Annotated in this window: 20 protein-coding genes; 12 read left to right on the forward strand and 8 right to left on the reverse strand. The window is 63.8% G+C overall.

Translation table 11 applies throughout. The features are described from left to right. Both PJB24_RS12200 and PJB24_RS12205 read left to right on the forward strand, forming a co-directional pair. The coding region (locus PJB24_RS12200) for an ABC transporter permease (RefSeq protein WP_420541938.1) at positions 1 to 425 on the forward strand (425 nt) is incomplete at its 5' end. An 81-nt stretch (positions 426 to 506) separates the two neighbouring features. After that, the gene (locus PJB24_RS12205) at positions 507 to 1,556 is read left to right on the forward strand and encodes an amidohydrolase family protein (protein WP_273846288.1); all 1,050 of its coding nucleotides are present in this window, start codon (positions 507 to 509) and stop codon (positions 1,554 to 1,556) included. 670 nt (positions 1,557 to 2,226) lie between these two features. Here PJB24_RS12205 and PJB24_RS12210 read toward each other — a convergent pair. After that, entirely contained in the window at positions 2,227 to 2,562 is a 336-nt protein-coding gene (locus PJB24_RS12210) for a hypothetical protein (RefSeq protein ID WP_273846289.1), read from the reverse strand. 211 nt (positions 2,563 to 2,773) lie between these two features. Between PJB24_RS12210 and PJB24_RS12215 the strand changes: the two genes are divergently transcribed. Together PJB24_RS12215 and ptsP are read left to right on the forward strand one after the other, a co-directional pair. Further along, positions 2,774 to 3,034 (forward strand): HPr family phosphocarrier protein, encoded by a 261-nt coding sequence (locus PJB24_RS12215; protein WP_273846290.1) that lies wholly within the window; start codon positions 2,774 to 2,776, stop codon positions 3,032 to 3,034. 3 nt (positions 3,035 to 3,037) lie between these two features. Then, on the forward strand, positions 3,038 to 4,675 hold the full coding sequence (gene ptsP / locus PJB24_RS12220; RefSeq protein WP_273846291.1) for a phosphoenolpyruvate--protein phosphotransferase: 1,638 nt from the start codon (positions 3,038 to 3,040) through the stop codon (positions 4,673 to 4,675). Positions 4,676 to 4,766: 91 nt separating this feature from the next. On the opposite strand, the gene PJB24_RS12225 is transcribed toward ptsP, so the two are convergent. From PJB24_RS12225 to PJB24_RS12245, 5 genes are all read right to left on the reverse strand, one after another. Continuing rightward, a complete protein-coding gene (locus PJB24_RS12225) occupies positions 4,767 to 5,090 on the reverse strand; it encodes a hypothetical protein (RefSeq protein ID WP_273846293.1) in 324 nt (107 codons plus the stop codon). A 28-nt stretch (positions 5,091 to 5,118) separates the two neighbouring features. Continuing rightward, positions 5,119 to 6,867 carry an ABC1 kinase family protein gene (locus PJB24_RS12230; RefSeq protein ID WP_273846396.1) on the reverse strand — a complete coding sequence of 583 codons (1,749 nt, stop codon included), beginning with the start codon at positions 6,865 to 6,867 and terminating at the stop codon, positions 5,119 to 5,121. A 50-nt stretch (positions 6,868 to 6,917) separates the two neighbouring features. After that, on the reverse strand, positions 6,918 to 7,307 hold the full coding sequence (locus tag PJB24_RS12235) for a hypothetical protein (RefSeq protein ID WP_273846294.1): 390 nt from the start codon (positions 7,305 to 7,307) through the stop codon (positions 6,918 to 6,920). An 8-nt stretch (positions 7,308 to 7,315) separates the two neighbouring features. Further along, entirely contained in the window at positions 7,316 to 7,759 is a 444-nt protein-coding gene (locus PJB24_RS12240) for an SCP2 sterol-binding domain-containing protein (protein WP_273846295.1), read from the reverse strand. Positions 7,760 to 7,827: 68 nt separating this feature from the next. Then, complete coding sequence (locus PJB24_RS12245) at positions 7,828 to 8,628, reverse strand: alpha/beta fold hydrolase (protein ID WP_273846297.1); 801 nt, start codon at positions 8,626 to 8,628, stop codon at positions 7,828 to 7,830. 247 nt (positions 8,629 to 8,875) lie between these two features. On the opposite strand from PJB24_RS12245, the gene PJB24_RS12250 reads away from it, so the two are divergent. Genes PJB24_RS12250 through PJB24_RS12270 form a run of 5 tightly spaced genes read left to right on the forward strand, consistent with a single transcriptional unit; the run spans position 8,876 to position 15,071 of the window. After that, entirely contained in the window at positions 8,876 to 9,781 is a 906-nt protein-coding gene (locus PJB24_RS12250) for an alpha/beta fold hydrolase (protein ID WP_273846298.1), read from the forward strand. Then, the gene (locus tag PJB24_RS12255) at positions 9,778 to 11,130 is read left to right on the forward strand and encodes an NAD(P)/FAD-dependent oxidoreductase (protein ID WP_273846300.1); all 1,353 of its coding nucleotides are present in this window, start codon (positions 9,778 to 9,780) and stop codon (positions 11,128 to 11,130) included. Before PJB24_RS12250 ends, PJB24_RS12255 begins: the two co-directional genes overlap by 4 nt. Next, on the forward strand, positions 11,127 to 12,047 hold the full coding sequence (locus PJB24_RS12260; RefSeq protein ID WP_273846301.1) for an SDR family NAD(P)-dependent oxidoreductase: 921 nt from the start codon (positions 11,127 to 11,129) through the stop codon (positions 12,045 to 12,047). The genes PJB24_RS12255 and PJB24_RS12260 overlap by 4 nt, the downstream gene beginning before the upstream one ends. Positions 12,048 to 12,078: 31 nt before the next feature. Further along, entirely contained in the window at positions 12,079 to 13,629 is a 1,551-nt protein-coding gene (locus PJB24_RS12265; RefSeq protein WP_273846302.1) for a flavin-containing monooxygenase, read from the forward strand. 59 nt (positions 13,630 to 13,688) lie between these two features. Then, complete coding sequence (locus PJB24_RS12270) at positions 13,689 to 15,071, forward strand: cytochrome P450 (protein ID WP_273846304.1); 1,383 nt, start codon at positions 13,689 to 13,691, stop codon at positions 15,069 to 15,071. Between the two features lie 86 nt (positions 15,072 to 15,157). On the opposite strand, the gene PJB24_RS12275 is transcribed toward PJB24_RS12270, so the two are convergent. Next, positions 15,158 to 16,330, reverse strand: coding sequence for a phosphopentomutase (locus tag PJB24_RS12275; RefSeq protein WP_273846305.1), 1,173 nt, complete (start codon positions 16,328 to 16,330; stop codon positions 15,158 to 15,160). Positions 16,331 to 16,399: 69 nt separating this feature from the next. Between PJB24_RS12275 and PJB24_RS12280 the strand changes: the two genes are divergently transcribed. After that, positions 16,400 to 16,891, forward strand: coding sequence for a GNAT family N-acetyltransferase (locus PJB24_RS12280; protein ID WP_273846307.1), 492 nt, complete (start codon positions 16,400 to 16,402; stop codon positions 16,889 to 16,891). Here PJB24_RS12280 and PJB24_RS12285 read toward each other — a convergent pair. Further along, a complete protein-coding gene (locus PJB24_RS12285; RefSeq protein ID WP_273846309.1) occupies positions 16,888 to 17,424 on the reverse strand; it encodes a hypothetical protein in 537 nt (178 codons plus the stop codon). The two genes, PJB24_RS12280 and PJB24_RS12285, sit on opposite strands and share 4 nt — an antisense overlap. A gap of 89 nt (positions 17,425 to 17,513) precedes the next feature. On the opposite strand from PJB24_RS12285, the gene PJB24_RS12290 reads away from it, so the two are divergent. Further along, positions 17,514 to 18,452, forward strand: a complete 939-nt coding sequence (locus tag PJB24_RS12290) for an ABC transporter ATP-binding protein (protein WP_273846311.1) — start codon at positions 17,514 to 17,516, stop codon at positions 18,450 to 18,452. Continuing rightward, a complete protein-coding gene (locus PJB24_RS12295) occupies positions 18,449 to 19,303 on the forward strand; it encodes an ABC transporter permease (RefSeq protein ID WP_273846312.1) in 855 nt (284 codons plus the stop codon). The genes PJB24_RS12290 and PJB24_RS12295 overlap by 4 nt, the downstream gene beginning before the upstream one ends. The last annotated feature ends 68 nt before the right edge of the window (positions 19,304 to 19,371 follow it).

Raw genomic sequence — 19,371 nt, forward strand, 5'->3', positions numbered from 1 at the left:
TGGCTTATGTGGTGAGCTTCACGCCGCTTGGGAGGTATCTGAGGGCGGTTGGTTCGAATCAGGAGGTGAGCCGGCTTGCAGGGGTGAGGGTCAACCGGCTGAGGTTTGGTGCGTTTGTGATGGCGGGACTTTTTGCCGGAGTGGGGGGTGTTCTGAGCGTGGCAAGCAGTGGCGGGTTCGATCCCAACTCTTCGCAGACTTATCTGTTGCCGACCTTTGCTTCGGTGTTTCTCGGGACGGCTGTGATTGAGCCGGGGAGGTTCAACCCGGTTGGCAGTTTTGTAGCGATTTACTTTTTGGAGACGGGGATAGTGGGGTTGCAGTTGCTTGGGGCTTCTGGGTGGATAAGCGATGTGTTTTATGGGGCGGTGCTTGTGGTGGCGGTGACGATCTCTACGCTGATCGGGCGGCGCAAGTTGGGTTGATGGAAGCCGCTAAAAATGAGGACATGATACTGATCATACTACCATCTTCGCGACTCTATGGACAGAGAAAGGAGCACTGAAATGCCAGTTGTGGACATCAACGTTCATCATCTGCCGGAGGATCTTTTCTCCAACGAGAAGATTCTTTACGGATTTCTGAGCTCAGCCCCGCGCGGTTTTGGTGAGATCGCGCGGGTGGAGACGCTGGACGATGGGAAGAGACAGCTGATCCTTGAGAAACCGAAGGGGCATTCGAACCTCAACTATGTCGAGGGCGATTACTCGGCTGAGGCGAAGCTCGCTGCGATGGACGATGCTGGAGTAGATTACGCTATAATGCGGGTTCCTGTCTGGCAGGAATGGCTGACGCTGGACGTCTGCAAGCGGGTCAACGACAACGCCGCCGAGATCGTCGAGAGATCCAATGGACGACTGTTCGCCACCGCTTGCGTGCCGCCTTGGGGTGCTAAGGAAGAGATCTACGAGCTAGAGAGATGCATCAAGGAACTCGGTTTTGTCGGGGTTCAGGTCGCCTGTCATTATGGACAGCTTTATCTAGATGACGAGGCCTTTGATCCTTACCTGAAGGTGCTCAACGAACTGGAGGTCCCGGTTATCGTTCACCACACGCCGCTACCGGTCGAGTGGCGTTCAGTGATCGACTATACCAACCTGCGCCGGGAGTTTGGCCGTATCGTCGATCAGGCGATCGCCGTCGGACGCGAGCTATTCAGCGGTATATTCGCCAAGTATCCGAACCTGCGCTTTATCCACACGATGCTGGGCGGAAACTGGTTCGCCAATACGGAGCTGTTGATGCCGCACGCATCCAACAAGCAGGAGTCGATCCTTCGCTTGGACCCGACCGGGCGCGAGCAGATCGAGGAGTTTCTGAAGAACAATATTTTCTTCGATCTCACCCACCCTCATTCGTGGGGCAGGGAGCAGATCGAGTGTGCCTTGAAGGTCAACGGTGCAGACCATTACATGTTCGGTTCCTCTTTCCCTGTCTTCTATGGGTGGATGAGTCAGGGTGTCGAGTTTGTGAAGAACACGCTGGATCTGAGCGATGAAGATCGTGATGCGGTTCTCTACGGGAACGCCAAGCGGTTGTTCAACCTGCCGATCTGAGCTGGCCAAAAACATGCCGAACTAGAATGACGACCGGCTGGTATTTTCTATGTGCCCTTCAGAGTACTAGGGCGTGTCTGACGATTCATGAGGACGACCAGATCATCAGCGAGGCGATCACACCAGCGCCAGTAGTTAGCGACTCGTTTTCGTACCTCGTCGCCACCGCGCGCTACTGCTTAATAAGGCGGTTGACGCACCTCTCCACGAAGTTGCGTCTGCGGTAGGCCTCCCGGTCGGAAGCCGGCGGCCTGCGAACCTGCCTCCTCCGGCGCTCCTGCTGGTCACGGCGCTCGGTGATGACGTGCGGGATTGCCGCACGTCATCACCGAGCGCCCGGCAGTAATCATGGGCGTAGCCGCAGTCGGCCAGCAGCCGACGGGGCCTCTTGCACGACGGGTCGGGTCTCCCCGTGGGCCGTGGTCATGCTTCTCAAGAGGATAAAACTGCCCGGCGGGTTCGGACGGCTGATGACAATACTCGTCTACCCGATCGTCGGATCCATCGTGGGGGCGCTCTGATATAGTCGTGCTCGGCCAGCCCATCGCCTCTGCCACGGATTCTCTGCAGAGGTGGTTGAAGAACCTCCAGGGCGCAAACGCCATCTTGCTCGGTGTGATCCTCGGCGCGATGATGGCCTTCGACATGGGCGGGCCAGGAACAAGACCGCCTACGCCTTCGCCATCGCAGGACTGGCGGGCGGCGCGTTCGGACCGATGGCCGCGGTGATGGCCGCCGGGATGACCCCGCCGCTGGGGCTCGCGCTGGCTACCCTCCTGCGTCCCGGGCTCTTCACCCGGGCGGATCGGAGCAACGGACAGGCCAGCTGGATCATGGGAACCTCTTTCATCACCGAGGGGGCAATCCCCTTTGCCGCGGCCGACCCGCTGCGCGTGATACCTTCGAACATGGTAGGCTCGGCGGTGGCCGGGGCGCTCTCGCTCGTGTTCGGTTGCACCCTGCGGGCGCCCCACGGTGGTATCTTCGTGATCGGCTCGTCGGACACTGGCCGCTGTGCCTGCTGGCGATCGCCGCGGAACCGTCGTGGGTGCGGTTCCCGTGATCGCGGCCAAGCAGTTCACCGGCGGCGCCGACAGGAAGGAGGAGAGCGCGGGCAGGACAAGGGAGGTGGTCGCCTCCTGAAGGCTCTGCGACCCCGCCCCTGCGACGCGGGGCCGCACCGGCTTTACTCACGGGATACAGGGAAGGAGGAATGGATGTTCGAACGCGAGGTGTCCGTGGTACCGAAGGCTGGCCTGCACTCCCGGCCCGCGGCGAGGTTCGTGAAGACGGCCAGGGGTTTCAGGTCGGACATAGTGGTTGTGAAGGACGGCAACGAGGCCAACGCCAAGAGTCCCATCAGACTCATGACGCTCGGCGCAAAGTGCGGCGATCGGGTCACGATCCGGGCTACCGGCGAGGACGAGCGGCAGGCGGTCGAAGCCCTCGCCGAGATCATCTCTAAAGAGGAGGAGTAGGGCATGGCCGGCAGGCGTGTTACCGGGGTCGCGGCCTCGGAGGGCGTTGCGGTGGGACCCCTCTTCCGCTACCGTCCCCAGAGGCTCGAACCCGAGCGTACTTCGATCCGCGAGGAGGACGTCGGGCGGGAGGTAGAGCGCTTTCACGCAGCGGTGGAGAGGGTCGCGCGGAGGATCTCCCAAACCAGGGAAGAGCTCGAGAGGCGTGGATCCTCCGAGGAGGCCGGGATCCTCGAGGCGCACGTGGAGCTTGTAAAAGACCCCGAGCTCTCCTCGGAGGTGGAGAGGAAGATAAAGGAGGAGCTGAAAAGCCCCGAGGTCGCCCTGCTCGAGAGTGCAGAGGAGTTCGCCAAGCTCTTTGAGGGAATGGAGGATGAGTACCTGAGAGCCCGGGCCGATGACGTGAGGGACGTCTCCCACCAGATAGCCTCCGAGATCATGGGCGTCTCCTCTTCTTCGCTCTTCTCGCAGATGGAGGGACCCTCCGTCGTCGTGGCGCAGAACCTTACCCCTTCGGAGACGGCGACGCTCCCGAAGGAGAAGGTTCTCGCCATCGTGACGGCTGAGGGTTCGAAGACCTCCCACGTCGCGATCATGGCCCGCTCGATGGGCATCCCGGCCGTCGTGGGGCTTGGAGGCGAAGCCGTCGAAGAGCTCTCTACGGCCTCCGTCGTGGCCGTAGACGGAGGAGAAGGCTACGTGGTGGCAGACCCGGACCCCGAGGAGCTAACCCTCTTCGAAGAGAAGGAGCGTCGGGCGAGCGCCGAGAGGGAATCGCTCGAGACCTTCCGGCACGTCCTGGCCAGGACCAGAAGCGGCAGGCGCATAGAGGTCTCTGCCAACCTCGGCTCGCCCGGAGAAGCCGAGGAAGCCCTCAGGTGGGGGGCCGAAGGGGTGGGGCTCTTCCGCACTGAGTTTCTCTTCATGCAGCGGGAGAGCCTGCCGGAGGAAGAGGAGCAGTACGAAGCCTACGCCACGGTGGCAAGAACCTTCTCCGGCAGACCCGTCATCGTGCGCACCCTCGACGTGGGAGGAGACAAAGAGCTCCCCGGCATAGACCAACCCGAAGAGGAGAATCCCTTTTTAGGCTGGCGGGGGATAAGGATGTCCCTCGACGAGCCGGAACTCTTCAAGATACAGATAAGAGCGCTGCTCAGGGCCGCCACGGAAGGCGACCTCAAAGTCATGTTCCCCATGGTCACGGGGGTGGAGGAAGTCAGGAAAGCCAGACGACTGATAGAAGAGTGCGAGAGAGAGCTCGAAGCGGAGGGAAAGCCAAAAGGGGAGCTCGAAGTCGGGGTTATGATAGAGACCCCTGCAGCGGCGCTGTGCGCGAAAGAGCTTGCGCGGGAAGTCTCCTTCTTCTCGATAGGCACGAACGATCTCGTGCAGTACACCCTGGCGGCCGACAGGGGCAACGAGAAGCTCAAGAGCCTCTACCGGGCCGATCATCCGGCGGTCCTGAAGCTGATCGAGATGAGCTGCCGGGCGGCGGAGGAAGAGGGGATATGGGTTGGGGTGTGCGGGGAGGCAGCCTCCGACCCGGATCTCATCCCCACGCTGGTGGAGCTCGGGGTGAGCGAGCTCTCTATGAGCCCTCCTTCGATCCCCAGGGCCAAGAAGGTGGTTTCGGAACTGTAGAGAAGACACTTTAAATTCATGCCTTCGCTGTCGTGCCACGTACGTTCGGAGAGTGTGTTCTTGCCAGAGGAGGAACCGGGCATTGAACGATCTATTTGTTTGACTCTTCGAGCCTCTGAATACGGCTTTCAAGATACTCCAATCTACGCCGCATTCCTTCCGCATCGTGTTCATCGGCGAGACCGGCGCTGCGCAGCCCCTGGCGCGCGAAGATCTCCAGGAGATCTCGCGACCCCTCGGAGAGTGAGTTGAGCTGTGAGATGAGGGCCTTTGCCCCGTGGTTTCCTCCAGACTCTTCCAGCTCCACGCGCCCCAGTTCCACGAGCACGTTCACCGTCATCTGCACCCGCTCTCGCAGCGCCGAGACGGCTCCGGCCTGCAGCAAGAGCATGCGCTCCAGAAACGACTCTGGCATGAATTCTCCTTTCTCCTCTGGTGTCTCTTTAACGTCTGCGAGTGCGGAGCAGCTCCCTGGCGCCGAGGTACAACAGCGGGGACGCGATGGTGGAGATCGCGAGCCGGTTCATGCCCTTCTTGATGTCTCTGGAGATCTTCCTGAGGTCCCTTATGGAATCTTCGGAGATCCTGTACTCCTGCTTTATCGAGAGGTCGTTCCACGCAAGGCGCTTGAAGATCTGGTTCATGCGCCGGGGAAAGGTGGAAACGAGCTCCCCCAACTCGCCGACGAGGCTTGCGTTGGCCCGGTAGTTGAAGCGGCGCATGAGGATGCTGCGCATTATCTGAACGTCTGCGCTCTCGACCAGGGCGTGGTATGAGACCTCGGGACAGAGCCAGCGGGCTGTGCCTTCGGCGGCGGTGAACCCTTTCGTCCACAGCGCGAGCCCGGTCGGGATGCGGCAGTGGTTCTGCATCCCGATCCTGATGGAACTCAGAAGCAGGTTCCCCCAGTTGTAGTTGCTGGACTGCGGGCTGTCCACATACCTCATGTACATCCCACGCCACTGGTCCTTGAGCTTGGAGAGGTTCGTGTACTTCGTCGGCTCGATGATCTCGGCGCAGATCTCCGCCGCGTCGGAGCACTGGTTGAGCCGGATGTGCATCAGAAAGCGGAAGATCGCCTCGGTATGCACGGCGTCCATGCGCCCGATCATCCCCCAGTCCACGACGACGGCATCCTTGGTGTGCCGGTCTATGAGGATGTTGGAGGCGTGCGGATCGGCGTGGTACTCGCCGCTCAGGAAAGCGTAGACGTAATAGTGTGCGAGGTCGGTCATCCGCTGCAGCCGCTCCTCGAAGGTGAGAAAGTCTACCGGGAACTCCGTGAGATCCCAGCCGTCCACGAACTCCATCACCAGCACACTCCGGGTGTACAGATGCACGTCGGGGACCCGCACCGTCTCGAACTGGTGCTCCTCGAGTATGCGCCGGGCCCGCCCCATCGCCTCGGCCTCGGCGGTCATGTCGAGCTCTTCCATCGAGGAACTGTAGTACTCGCCGACGAGGCCGGGGAGATCGAGAGAGAGAGCCACGGGCGCGGGGAGCAGCTTGTGGAGTCGTTTTGCGAGAAACCGGATCACGGTGATGTCGGTGTTGAAGAGCTCCCGGACACCGGGACGTATCACCTTCACGGCGACCGGGGTTCCGTCGCGCAGCTCTGCTCTGTAGACCTGTGCCAGCGAGGCAGATCCGATGGGATTTTCATGATCTATGTACCGGAAGGTGCCGAGCCCTTCGGGGAGCTCTCTCTCGATGACGCTCGCCAGGTATGGGAACGGCATCGGGGGAATGTAGTCGAGGAGCTTCGAGAGCTCGGTGGTGATCTGCTCGGGCAGTATCTCTTGCCGGGTAACCAAGACCTGCCCGAGCTTGATGAACGTCGGCCCGAGTTCTTGGAAGGCGAGCCGGAGTCGCACCCCGATCTTCTCCAGAGAGTCGGCTCTACCCTCGACGGGTCTCTTCCCAGCTCCGAACGCCCCGGCGAGGGAGCTGTCCCTGAGCAAATACAGCAGCCCGTGCCTGGCGAGGACTCGTGAGATCTCCCGGAATCGCCCGATTCGGGTTATGCTCGCGCGTACTTCGTCGAGTTCGGCCTCAATTTCTTCCACTAACTCGGGCGTGAACTCATCCAGAGTGACCCTGTCTCGGGACCGGTCGAGCTTGAACCCGCTACTCCACGATCCCGTCCGATCCCACCCGTTCGAGCGGAAGACGGCGTTGTCTTGCGTCTCCATCTCAGGCACTTTGAGAACTCGCCTCCTCCTTTTCCCTCTCCACCCGCTCTCTAACGGGGCTTCGTGTCTTGATCGGCTCCCCGCTCGATGACCTCGCGCAGTGAACGAACCTCTTCTTCTAGCCGCGCAATCCTTTCCTCGAGCTTGCCGCTCTCCCGATGCTCCTCTTCTCTGCGCTGAGAACGCCAGCGCATGTAGAGCTCATAGAGTGTGAGAAGGCTCTTGTCCTCAAGTACCGCGTCCTGGAAAGCGTCTTCTATGGTCTCCTTGTGTCCGTAGTCGCCGTGGTCGGCCCCATAACGAAGATGCTTCTCCATGAAGCGGTCTATCTGTGGGTTGTTCGGACCGCCGCTCTGCCGGAAGAATGCCTCGATGCGCTGCTGCATCGTGAGCCTCTCCTGGCTGCGGAGCTGCTCGACCCGGTCTGCTCGCTCCTCCATGATCCAGACTACCCCTGAAATCCCACCGGAAGCTGCTCCCTGGGTACCCGCTCATAGACCCTCTGGGCCGCGCCGAGCAACTCCCTCGCCCCCTGAATGTTCGAAGAGAGCCTGCCCCGATCTCCTTTAACCGCCTTCATCTGACCGCGCACGAGCGCCCGCGCTATGTCGAGCCGCCCGTCGAGCAGGCTCTTCCAGACCTCCGGCGTCGCGGTGATGGTGTAGGGCGCAGATTCGATATCTTCTGCCGTGGCGATCCGGGCCTCCTTACACTCCCCACCGGAGAGCTCCAGATATGCCGAGACCTCTTCTTCTACTCCCATGGCCGGATCAGCCTGCATCGTCAGCACGATAGGTTCATTCCAGTCTCTACCCACATCCCTGTAGGTGTCGCTGTTGTTTATCTCTTTGGCCCATTCCTTCACCCACTCGTCCGAGAAGATTCCTTTCATTGAACCGACCTCCCCGTTCAGTAGAAGGCATCGGATGATAACCTAAAAGGGTAAAGTATCGTATGTGTTTAGGTTCTGTCAAGAGCGAGGGATTCCTCGAGCAGGCCAAGGATCGCGTCGTTTACTACATGTGGCTCTTCGTGCTGGAGCCAGTGGGTGGCGTTGGGGAGCATGATGAGCTCGGCGCGGTCGCAGAATCTGATACTCTCACGGGCGAGTTCTTTGACGAGGAAGTCGTCTCGCTCACCCCAGATGACTCTGGTGGGGGCTTTGACGCGCGGATCTTCGGGGATCGGGGGAGCGTGGCGCACGAGCGCCCGGTACCAGTTGAGCATTCCCTGGAAGGCCCCATCTCTCTCCCAGGCCTCGCGGTACTCGTCGAGGTCGGATCTCGAGAAAGCATCCGACCGGCTGCTAGCGAGGAGCGCCTGCCGCAGGATGCGCCAGCCGGTAAGCCGCGAGACGGCCTCGGGAAGATACGGGAGCTGGAAGAGCGCGATGTACCAGCTGTACACCATCTGCGACGGTCTGGCCGGCAGAAGCTGGCTGAACGCCAGCGGGTGCGGTGCGTTCAGTATCACGAGCCGCTCCACGACCGAAGGCTGCCACAGTGCGAGAAACCAGGCTACGACTCCACCGAGGTCGTGGCCCACCACAGTCGCGCTGCTTCTTCCACACTGCTCTATCAAGACCCGCACGTCGTCGACCAGCTCCTCCATCCGGTACTCCCAGACCCAGCGCGGCTTATCAGAGAGATTGAACCCCCGTTGATCCGGAACCACCACTCGACACCCCGCTGCAGCCAGCGCCGGGATCTGCTCCCGCCACCCGTACCAGAACTCCGGAAACCCATGCAACAAAACTACCATGGGCCCATCCTCCGGACCGGCCTCCACTACATGCAGTCTCACTCCCACGGAAATTCCCACATGCCGAAACGTCGCCTCAACTTCCATCCGTCGCCCTCTCCCTCGTAACCATCCGTGTAGTTGACCTGCTCCCATCCTGAAGTTATCATCAGATTACCACAGATAGATCATTTTATAGCGCGAGATTTCCTGTATTGAGAGGGGTGGCGGAATCGTAGGAAAGATCTTTCGGGGCATAAGGGAGGGTTTGGGGATCGGGGATCTCCCGGCGCGGGAGGTAGAGCGCAGGTACGCCGATTCGGCTTCGCGGTTTATGGAGTTGGGTGAGGCGCGGGTGCACTACAAGGACGAGGGGAGAGAGGGAGCCCCCGCGCTTCTTCTTCTGCACGGCACCTTCTCGTCGCTGCACACGTGGGATGGATGGGTCGATAGGTTGAGGGACCACTACCGGATGGTGAGGCTGGACATCCCTGGATTCGGCCTCACCGGGCCGCCGCGAGGGGGTCGCTTCACGATTGAGTGGATGGTGGGTTTCATAGACGACTTCACCGAGGAGCTGGGTTTGGAGAGGTTTCACGTCGCCGGTAACTCGCTCGGAGGATATTTCGCGTGGCGCTACGCCGCCGAGCGCCCCGGGAAGGTCGATCGTCTGGTGCTCGTGGACGCGGCGGGCTATCCCATGCCGCTGCCGCCGATCTTGAAGTTCATCGCCACTCCCGTGCTGGGGTCCAGCTACAGAGTGCTCTCGCCGCGCTTTCTGGTCGAAGCTAACGTCAGGCAGGTCTACGGGGACACGCGCAGGATAAGAGATCACGTCGTGGAGAGGTACCACCTGCTCATGCTACGTGAAGGCAACCGGAGGACGCTGAAAGAGAACCTGCCGCACCTGAGCAGGTTCGAGGATTTCCGGCGCGTCAGAGACGTGCGCGCCCCCACCCTCGTAATGTGGGGAGAGGAGGATCGCTGGATCTCCCCCTCCATGGCGCGCAGGTTCATGCGAGATCTCCCCCAGGCCAGGCTCGTCACCTACCCCGGTGTAGGGCACGTCCCGATGGAAGAGATCCCTGAGCGCACCGCCGATGACGCGCACGCGTTTCTGAGTGGTTCCGCGGATCTCGCACGGCAGGCAGGCTCAGAGAAGGAGAGAGAGTGAAGGCCGGATCCACCTCCCCGCGCAGGAGATACTGCATCGTAGGAGCCGGGTACTTCGGACTCGGCGCGGCGAAGGCTCTACGAGACGACGGAGTCCCTTACGACCATCTCGCCGGGGGCAACGGCGTCGGGAACACTCTGACGGAGACACTCATGGCCACCTCTTCGAAACGGTCCATCGAGCACCCCGATTACCCGGTCCCCGAGGAGTGGCCGGAGTTCCCCGGCGAGGGGCGGATACGCGCCTACCTGAGAGATTTCGCACGGGAACACGACCTCGACGGGAAGATAGAGTTCGGGCGAAGCGTAAAAGGAGCGCGACCGCTCGATGGCAGAGACGGACACAGCGGGTGGCGGCTGGAGCTGGAGGACGGCGAGATACGGCACTACGCCGGCATCGTCCTCACCGAGGCGCGCACGCAGAAACCCCGGGTGGACCTCCCCGGTCATTTCTCAGGCAAGCGGGTTTACGCCACAAACGAAGAAGAAACCAGAGATCTCGAAGATGAGAGGGTGCTCGTCATTGGAGACGGCAACCTCGCCTGCGCCATCGCCACCAGGATAGGACGACGCTCCAGGAAATGCTACGTCTCCACCAGGGGCGGTTCTCTCCTTCCGGAGACGCTGCTCGGCGTGCCTCTCTCAGAGCTCGAGGAACGGCTGTGGTGGCTCTCCGACGAGCGGTTTCTGGGGCGGCTCGTCGGGCCTCTCTCCCGTATGATCTTGAGAGATCAACCACCGTCACGGCTCCTGCGACGCGATCTTTTGGAGGAACCAATCGTCAGCTCCGAAGCCCTGCACCAGATACGACGCGGCGCTCTCGAAGTGAAGCCGGAGGTCGCGCGCTTCGATGGCGAGGACGTTCACTTCGTCGACGGAAGCGTCGCCGCGGTGGATGCCGTCGTCCACGTCCCCTCGGAGAGAGACGTCGCGCTCCCCGTGGGCGAAGAGCTCTTGAAGTACGAAAACGGCGTTCCGGTGCGCGTCGGGTCCGTCTTCCTACCGGGTCTGACCAACTGCTACCTCTTCGGGCCCCTGATCACACGCGGAGGAAGCGGTCGCATCATCTCCGAGGGCAGCGAAGTCCTCGCCAGAGCGATACGAGCTCAGGAAGAGTTGAGCCACCCCCTCGTCGAGGATCTCGCGCGCATGTGGCCGCCGGACTCGCGCCTCCCTCTGAGCCCGGCCGCCGTACTGCGCGAGATACGAGCGCTGCGACGCTGCATCGATGGGATAGTCCTCTACGGCCGCTTCAGAGGGTACACGGCAGGCATGCCGCCCGCGATACCACCGGCTCCCGCGCAGCACGAAAACGCTTCAACGGCACGGAAGGAGGCCCTCAGCACATGAGACTCAGGCCATCAGCGGAGTTTCTCGCCCGGGCTCTGGGCGCGGCCGCCGGCGCGGCGATAAAGCGCTCCCCCTCAAGACGACTCTCTTTCGCCGCCCTCGGGGCGCTCTCTTCCCTCGCGGCTGGAGAGCGGCCCGCTCGGATCCCCCTGCGGGGCATGAGGGTCGTCATCACCGGGGCCTCCGGCGGCGTGGGCAGGGCCACCTGCGAGGCCCTGCGCAGAGAGGGGGCGCGCGTCGTCGGCATCGACCTCTCCCCCGGAGAAGGCACGATTTTCGGCGACGTGACCAGCAGAGAGAGCATCGAAGCCGCGATCGAAGAGGCGGCGCGATCCCTCGGCGGGATCGACATCCTCATCAACAACGCCGGGATAGGTCGCGGAGCGGACGCTGGAGATTTTCCACAGGAAGAAGCGTACAAGACGCTGGAGGTCAACCTGTTCGGGGCGTGGAACACCACCGCCGCCGCCCTTCCGCACCTCTTGAAGAGCGGAGGCCACGTCGTCAACGTCTCCAGCGGCCTCGCCATACTCAACGTCCCCTACGCCGCCCCCTACGCCGCCAGCAAGCGCGCTCTCGCAGCGTATTCCGACGCGTTGCGCCTGGAGTACGCCGGGCGCATAACCGTCAGCACCATCTACCCCGGCTACATGAAGACACCCATCCATGACGTCGTCGAGTCGCAGAACGCCTCCCTGGATGGCCTGGTGCCCGAAGAGCCCGTCTCCAACGCCGCGGAGGCCGTGGTGAGCGCGTGCAAGACACGCGCACGCGACGTCTTCACCAGCTTCACCGGGCGCGCGGGGCTCGCCCTGGCCCGTCACTTCCCGGCGCAGGCCGACGCGGTCGTCAGGAGCCGGTTCGAGAAGATGCTCGAGAGCCGTCCGCTCCCGAGCTTCGTCAAGAACGCCCCGTGATGGAAAGTAAGATCGAGGAGGTTCCAGGCCCGTGCAGACCGTGAGCCATCAGGATACCGCGGATCGGAGAGACAGCGAAGGCTTCGAGGAGGTCGTGGACGTCGCCGTCGCCGGCACCGGCTTCGCCGGGCTCGGGATGGCCATCCGCATGAAGCAGGAAGGTCTCCACGACTTCGTTCTGCTGGAGCGTGCCGACGAGGTCGGCGGGACGTGGCGGGACAACACCTATCCCGGAGCCGCCTGCGACGTGCCGAGCCACCTCTACTCGTTCTCCTTCGCGCTCAACCCGGAGTGGAGCCGCAAGTTCTCCCCGCAGGAGGAGATACAAGAGTACCTCCGCCGGTGTGCCAGGGAGTACGGGATCATGCCCCACGTCCGGTTCGAGAGCGAGATCCTCTCGGCGGACTGGGACGAGGAGCTCCGCCGCTGGGAGATAGAGACCACCCGCGGACGCGTCTTCGCGAAGGTCTTCGTCTCCGGCATGGGGGCCCTGAGCGACCCTTCGTTTCCAGACGTCCCCGGCCTCGAAGATTTCGAAGGCCATTACTTCCACTCCTCGCAGTGGGACCACGACTACAACCTGAAGGGCAAGCGAGTCGCCGTGGTGGGAACCGGGGCCTCGTCCATCCAGTTCGTCCCCCAGATACAACCCCTCGTCGAGAGCCTGCACGTCTTTCAGCGCACGCCGCCGTGGATCATCCCGCGTCGGGATCGGGGTTTCACGAGGCTCGAGAAGTGGGCGCTCAAGAGTGTACCGGGGCTGCAGAAGCTCCTCAGGTCGGGGATCTACTGGGGACGGGAGAGCTACGTCCTCGGCTTCAGCGTAGACACGCGGTTCATGAAGGCGATAGAGCTGCTCGCCAGAGCTCATCTGCATCGCCAGGTTCCCGACCCGGAGCTGCGCGAGAGGCTCACCCCGGACTACACCATAGGCTGCAAGCGCATCCTCCTCGCCGACGACTACTACCCTGCCCTGATGCAGCCCAACGCCGAAGTGCTGACCGAAGGTCTCGCAAAGGTCGAAGGCTCCACGGTAGTGGGGTCCGGGGGCAGCAGACGTGAGGTCGATGCGATCATCTTCGGAACCGGCTTCCTGATCCACGACCTTCCGGCCTCCCACAGGATACGGGGGCGGGGCGGCACGCTCCTCGCAGACGTCTGGCGCGAAGGCACCGAAGCGTACAATGGGACGACCATCACCGGGTTCCCGAACCTCTTCTTGCTGCTCGGTCCCAACACCGGCGTCGGACACACCTCGCAGGTGTACATGATCGAGAGCCAGATCGAATACGTACTCTCCTGCCTGAAGATGCTGGAGAGGCGCGGTGCGGAGACGCTGGAAGTACGCGAAGAGGTTCAGAGAGACTACAACGACCGTCTCCAGAGAGCTTTGCGCGGGACGGTGTGGACGTCTGGAGGATGCCGTAGCTGGTATCTGGATGAGAGGGGGCGCAACTACACCCTCTGGCCCGGCTTCACCTGGCGCTTCAGGCGCATGACCCGGGAGGCCGATCCCGCCGACTACGTCCTGGAAGGGAGACTCTCAACGAGCAGGCGTACGAGGAGGCCGGTCGCCCTGTAGAGACAGGACGTATCTTTCACAGTTTTCGGAAGCTGCAGCGAGCCGCCAGGAGGAGATAGATGTCAGGGAAAGTCCCGCCGTTCTGTCCGGAGTTCATGGTCGTGGCCTCGCGCGACCTGCTCAGAGGGCTCGAAAGGGCACGAAAATACGGCGATATCGTGCGCACGAGGGTGCCGGCTTCTCTGTGGCTGATCTTCGATCCGGACGCCATAGAGGAAGTGGTCGTCAGGAAGAACAAGAGCTTTCGCAAAGGCGTCGTGGAGAAGAACAGCCTATCGTACATGGGCAACGGCCTGCTCACCAACAATGGAGACTCGTGGCGGCGAAACCGCCGTCTCATGCAACCAGCGTTCCACAGAAAGAAGATCGAGGCCTACGCCGAGACGATGGTTCGCTGCGCGGAGGAGATGCTCGAGGAGTGGGTGCCGGGCCGAGAGATCGACCTGCACGAAGAGATGATGGCCGTGACGCTGCGTATCATCAACCTGACGGCGTTCGGCGCGGACGTGAAAGAGAGCGCGGAGGCCGTGAGCCGCGCCCTCCTGCCAATCGGCGACAGGCTGGAGGGGCCGGGGCGCAACATGTACCCGCTCCCCGAGCGTATCCCCACCCCGACGAACCTCCGCTACCGCCGGGAGATGCGGCGTCTGGACTCGATCATCCGCTCCATCATCGATGACAGACGACGCGCCGGAGACGCCGGAGAGCGGGATGACCTGCTCTCCATGCTGCTCTCCGCCCGTTACGAAGACACCGGTGAGGGGATGAGTGACGATCAGATACGCGACGAGGTGATGACGATCTTCCTCGCCGGACACGAGACCACCGCCAACGCCCTGACGTGGGCCTTCCACCTTCTCGCCGAGAATCCGGAGTCGGACGAGCTCCTCTCCAGAGAGGTGCAGGAGGTCGTCGGAGAGCGCGAGCCGAACTTCGCCGACGTCCCGAAGCTCCGCTATGCCACGGCGGTCTTCAAGGAATCCATGCGCCTCTATCCCCCGGTCTTCGCCTTCACCCGTGAAGCTGCGGAAGACGTGGAGATCGGCGGCTACACCATGCCGGCAGGTACCGAGGTCGTCGTGAGCCAGTGGGTCACGCATCGGGACCCGAAATTTTTCTACGAACCCAGGACGTTCAGACCGGAGCGGTGGCTGGACGGATCAACCGGGGGACTTCCCAGATATGCCTACTTCCCCTTCGGAGGGGGGCCCCGGCAGTGTATCGGCAAGCCCTTTGCGGAGATGGAGGGGCCTCTGATTATGGCCTCGATAGTCCGACGCTACAGGCTTTCCTACAGGGAACCCGGACAGGAGGTCAGACTGCGTCCCGCCGTCACGTTGCGTCCCTCCTTCGGTCCGGACAACCGCTACGGGCTACCCCCTATGGTGCCAGAAGGACGGGTTGCAAGACGGTCTCCGGTCCGGATCTCATCCCCACGTTAGTGGGGCTCGGGGTGAGCGGGCTCTCTATGAGCTCTCCTTCGATTCCCAGGGTCAAGAGGGTGGTTTCGGGGCTGCCGTAGGGTTCTTCAGCCGAGCAGGCTCTCTCCCGGCAGCCCTCCGCGGTCCGCGCCGAGCCAGGCGGCGACCGTCGCCCCGACGTCCGAGAATCCCCGGCGCACGCCGAGCGGGCGCGCCTTCCCGCTGGCGTCCGCCAGGAGCAGCGGCACCCGCTCGCGGGTGTGGTCGGTGCCGCGGAAGGTCGGGTCGTTGCCGTGGTCGGCGGTGACGATGAGGAGGTCCTCTTCGCCGAGGGTCTCCAGGATCTCCGGGAGGCGCCGGTCGAAGCGCTCCAGGTTCTCCGCCATCCCCTCCGGGTCGCGCCGGTGGCCGTACTTGGCGTCGAAGTCGACCAGGTTGGCGAAGACGAAGCCCTTCTCGAGATCGCCGAGCGCCTTGAGCACCGCGTCCACCTTCGCCATGTCGTCCGGTTTGCCGGGGAGGTGGCGGGTTATCCCCCGGCCGTCGAAGATGTCGTAGATCTTACCCACGGCGACGACCTCCCTCCCCGAGGCCTCCACCCTGTCCAGATAGGTCTCCCCGAAGGGCTCGATGCCGTAGTCGTGGCGGTTCTCGTTCTCCCGCTCGTAGGAGCCGGGCTCTCCGTGATAGGGGCGGGCGATGACCCGCTCGACCATTATCCTGCCCTCGCCGATGAGCATACGGTGGGCCTTCTCGCAGGCCGCGTAGAGCTCCTGAAGCGGGATCACACCGGTGTGGGCCGCGACCTGAAAGACCGAGTCGGCGGAGGTGTAGACGATCCAGGCGCCCGTCCTCTCCTGCTCTGGCCCGAGCTCCTCTATTATCTGCGTGCCGGAGGCCGGGCGGTTGCCGATCACCCTCCTCCCGGTCTCCCGTTCGAAACGGGAGATGATCTCCTCCGGGAACCCCTCGGGGTAGGTGGGGAGCGGCTCTTCCAGCACGAGCCCCATCATCTCCCAGTGGCCGGCGAGCGTGGCCTTCGCCGCCGAGCGCTCGGTCATGAGGCCCCAGGAGGCCCGGGGCTCTTCGGTTGGAGGCACTCCTTCCAGCTCCAGGACGTTGCCGAGCCCGAGGGAGGCCAGGTTCGGCAGCCTGAGGCCGCCCACGGCCCGGGCGGTGTGGGCCAGCGTGTTCGCGCCCTCATCGCCGAACCTGGCCGCGTCGGGAGCGTCTCCGACCCCGACGCCGTCCAGCACGATCACGGTGGCCCTGCGTCCCATGTCCCTCCTTGCGGTACCATCTAGCTGACGTATCGGAAAGAATATCAGGGCCTGGAGATTTCTTGCGAGATGGGTCTGACCTCTGAGACGAAGACCACGGAGGGTCGGGTGCGCGACGCCCGGGCCGAGGATGCCGGGGTCCTCTACGAGCTGGCCTGCGAGCTGGCGAGGGCTGTTGGAGACGTGGAGCCGCCGCAGGGGGCGGTGAGGGAGAGGCTGCTCGAGCTTCTGGAGGAGCCGCGGGCCCGGGTCTTCGTGGCCGAGCTCGGGTGTGGCGTCGTCGGGGCCGCGAGCGCCTGGGTGAAGCCGGATCTCGCCCACGGCGACCGGGTGGTCGAGGTGCCGATGCTCGTCGTCTCGCAGGAGTACCGGCGCAGGGGGTTCGGGAGGCTCCTGATCGAGGCGGTGAAAGAGCTCGCTCTCGCGAGCGGGGCCTCGCTCATCGAGCTGGTCGCCACGAAGGACAACAGGAGCGCCCGCAACTTCTACCGGACGATGGGCTTCGTCGAGACCGAGCACGTGGCGCTCGAGTACGTCGGCGACCTGCGCGAGACCTCCTAAAGTAACACCCGGGCCGCGGCGAGGAGCAGGATGGCGGTGGTGGGCAGGGCGGCGTAGAGGATGCGCCTCAGAGGAACCTCCTGCACGATGCGCAGCCCGGCCGGGATGAGCCCGGCCCCGAAGAGCACCCCGAGGACCCACCTGAGACCCGGTACGGCGGAGAGCACGGCCAGGTACCCGAGCGGGTACGCGAGCGTCCGCCAGGTCATCAGGTAACCGAAGCGCCCCCCGATCGACCCCAGGTGGTAGAGTGCGCCGAGCGCGAGGGAGAGCGGGAGCGGCAGGAGGAGCGCCGCCGCGGCCTCCCGGATTCCCCCCGCGAAGAACCACGCCACGGCCGCTGGAAGCCCTGAGAACGCCAGGAAGAGCGCCGGGGCGCGCACGTCACCGAGCTTCGGCAGGACCTCGAAGAACTGCAGGGGGTGTGAGACGAGCCGGCCGAAGAGCCTGAGGTAGCTGGAGAGCGGACGCGAGACGTCCCACTCGCTCGGCGCCCCCCGGATCGTCTCCCGCGTGTAGCCGCGCTTCGTCATGGCGGCAGTATACGCGGTGCGCCGGGTGTTTTGCGCCCCATGACCCCGGGCGGTATAACTCTGTGGGCGTGTCCTGTGAAAGGAGATCTTTGAGAGGTTCACCAGAGGATGACGGCGACCTCGTCGTCGAGACCCGGGGGCTGACCAAGCGCTACGGGAGGGTGCTCGCCGTGGACGGCGTGGACCTCCACGTGCGGCGGGGTGAGATCTACGGGTTCCTCGGGCGCAACGGAGCGGGAAAGACGACCACCCTGCGGATGCTCCTCGGCCTGATCCGGCCCACCGCCGGGGAGGCCCGGGTGCTCGGACGGAGGCCCGGGGATCCGGCCGTGCTCTCCCGGATCGGCTCCCTGGTCGAGACGCCGGCCTTCTACCCCTTCCTCTCCGGGATGGACAACCTGCGCGGGGTGGCGAGCTACGCCGGGATCCGGGCGGGACGGGGGAGGTTGCGCGAGGTGCTCGAGCAGGTCGGGCTCGGGAAGAGCGCGAGGACGAAGTTCAGAAAGTACTCTTTAGGGATGAAGCAGCGTCTCGGCGTGGCGGCGGCGCTCTTGAAGGACCCGGAGCTGCTCGTCCTCGACGAGCCGACGAACGGGCTCGACCCGCAGGGGATAACCGAGATGCGCACCCTGATCCGCTCGCTCAGGGAGGAGGGCAGGACGGTGCTTCTCAGCAGCCACCTGATGTCCGAGGTCGAGCAGGTGTGCGACCGGGTCGGGATCGTAAGCCGGGGGCGTCTGGTCGCCGAAGGCTCCGTCGAAGACCTGCGCGGGGTGGGTGGTCTCGTCGTGCGGGCCGAGCCCCTCGGGAGGGCTGGCGAGATCCTCCGCTCCGTGGAAGGCGTCGGGGGAGTCGAGGTTTTGGACGGCGAGCTGCGTCTCGCCGCTGCCCCCGAGGCCGCGCCGGCGGTGGCCCGCGCCCTGGTCGAGTCCGGGATGGAGCTGCTGGAGCTGCGGGTGGCCCGGCGGTCGCTGGAGGAGGCGTTCTTCGAGCTCGCAGGCGAGCGGGAGGGGGAGGGTGGGACGTGATCGCGTGCCTCCGCTTCGAAGTCTACAAGTTCCTCCGGCGGCCCTCCACCTGGATACTCGCGCTCATCCTCGTCGTCGCCGTCGCCTTCCTGGACTACTACCAGCTCTACAACGCCTACGAGACGACCGTGAACGGCGGCAAATCTTTCGTCGGGAACCTCTCGGGGCGCGGTCTGAGAGACTTCAGGGATTACATGCTCCCGAAGGAGGCCACGCTCAACATCCCCTCGTTCCTCGCAGCGCTCGCCGCGCCGTTCGTCCTGATCCTCGGGGCACTCTCGGTCGGGAGCGAGTACGGCTGGGACACCGTGAAGACCTCGCTCACGCAGGGCGTCGGGAGGGCGGGCCTGCTCGCCGGGCGCGTCCTCGCCGTCGCCGTGGTCACCCTGGCCTTCGTTGTCGTCTCGTTCGCCGCCGGGCTCGTCTCGAGCTACGTCGTCGCCGGGGCTCTCGGCGTGCGGGCGGTAGCCTGGCCGGAGGCCTCCATGCTCCTGAAGAGCATGGGGGTCACCTGGCTCATCTTCGGCGCCTGGGCCTCGCTCGGGATGTTCCTCGCGTTCCTGTTCCGGGGGACGGCGCTCTCGATCGGGCTCGGCCTCATCTACGGGATCGTCTTCCAGACGCTCATCTCGAGCCTCTCGGCCAACAGCGAGCTCTTCCAGAGAATACTCGACGCGCTGCTCTCCAAGAACTCCTCCGATCTGGTGAGCTCGCTCGGCAGCGCGCCGAAGGCCTTCTCCGGGGGGCAGAGCACCGGTGACCCGACCCAGGCCGCCCTCATCCTCTCCGCCTACGTCGTCGCCTGTCTTCTGCTCTCGGCGCTCCTTTTCGGGCGGCGGGACGTGACCTAGGCGGAGCGGGGAAGCGTCCACGCTTACTGTTATACTTTCGAGAGGCATCGAGGTCTTCGGGCTTATCG

The organism is Rubrobacter calidifluminis (genome assembly GCF_028617075.1).
Classification (GTDB): domain Bacteria; phylum Actinomycetota; class Rubrobacteria; order Rubrobacterales; family Rubrobacteraceae; genus Rubrobacter_E; species Rubrobacter_E calidifluminis.

Coding starts and splice junctions, on each gene's coding strand:
- PJB24_RS12205 (WP_273846288.1), top strand. CDS start 507: ATGCCAGTTGTGGACATCAACGTTCATCATCTGCCGGAGGATCTTTTC.
- PJB24_RS12215 (WP_273846290.1), top strand. CDS start 2,774: ATGTTCGAACGCGAGGTGTCCGTGGTACCGAAGGCTGGCCTGCACTCC.
- ptsP (WP_273846291.1), top strand. CDS start 3,038: ATGGCCGGCAGGCGTGTTACCGGGGTCGCGGCCTCGGAGGGCGTTGCG.
- PJB24_RS12225 (WP_273846293.1), bottom strand. CDS start 5,090: ATGCCAGAGTCGTTTCTGGAGCGCATGCTCTTGCTGCAGGCCGGAGCC.
- PJB24_RS12230 (WP_273846396.1), bottom strand. CDS start 6,867: ATGGAGACGCAAGACAACGCCGTCTTCCGCTCGAACGGGTGGGATCGG.
- PJB24_RS12235 (WP_273846294.1), bottom strand. CDS start 7,307: ATGGAGGAGCGAGCAGACCGGGTCGAGCAGCTCCGCAGCCAGGAGAGG.
- PJB24_RS12240 (WP_273846295.1), bottom strand. CDS start 7,759: ATGAAAGGAATCTTCTCGGACGAGTGGGTGAAGGAATGGGCCAAAGAG.
- PJB24_RS12245 (WP_273846297.1), bottom strand. CDS start 8,628: ATGGTAGTTTTGTTGCATGGGTTTCCGGAGTTCTGGTACGGGTGGCGG.
- PJB24_RS12260 (WP_273846301.1), top strand. CDS start 11,127: ATGAGACTCAGGCCATCAGCGGAGTTTCTCGCCCGGGCTCTGGGCGCG.
- PJB24_RS12270 (WP_273846304.1), top strand. CDS start 13,689: ATGTCAGGGAAAGTCCCGCCGTTCTGTCCGGAGTTCATGGTCGTGGCC.
- PJB24_RS12275 (WP_273846305.1), bottom strand. CDS start 16,330: ATGGGACGCAGGGCCACCGTGATCGTGCTGGACGGCGTCGGGGTCGGA.
- PJB24_RS12280 (WP_273846307.1), top strand. CDS start 16,400: ATGGGTCTGACCTCTGAGACGAAGACCACGGAGGGTCGGGTGCGCGAC.
- PJB24_RS12285 (WP_273846309.1), bottom strand. CDS start 17,424: ATGACGAAGCGCGGCTACACGCGGGAGACGATCCGGGGGGCGCCGAGC.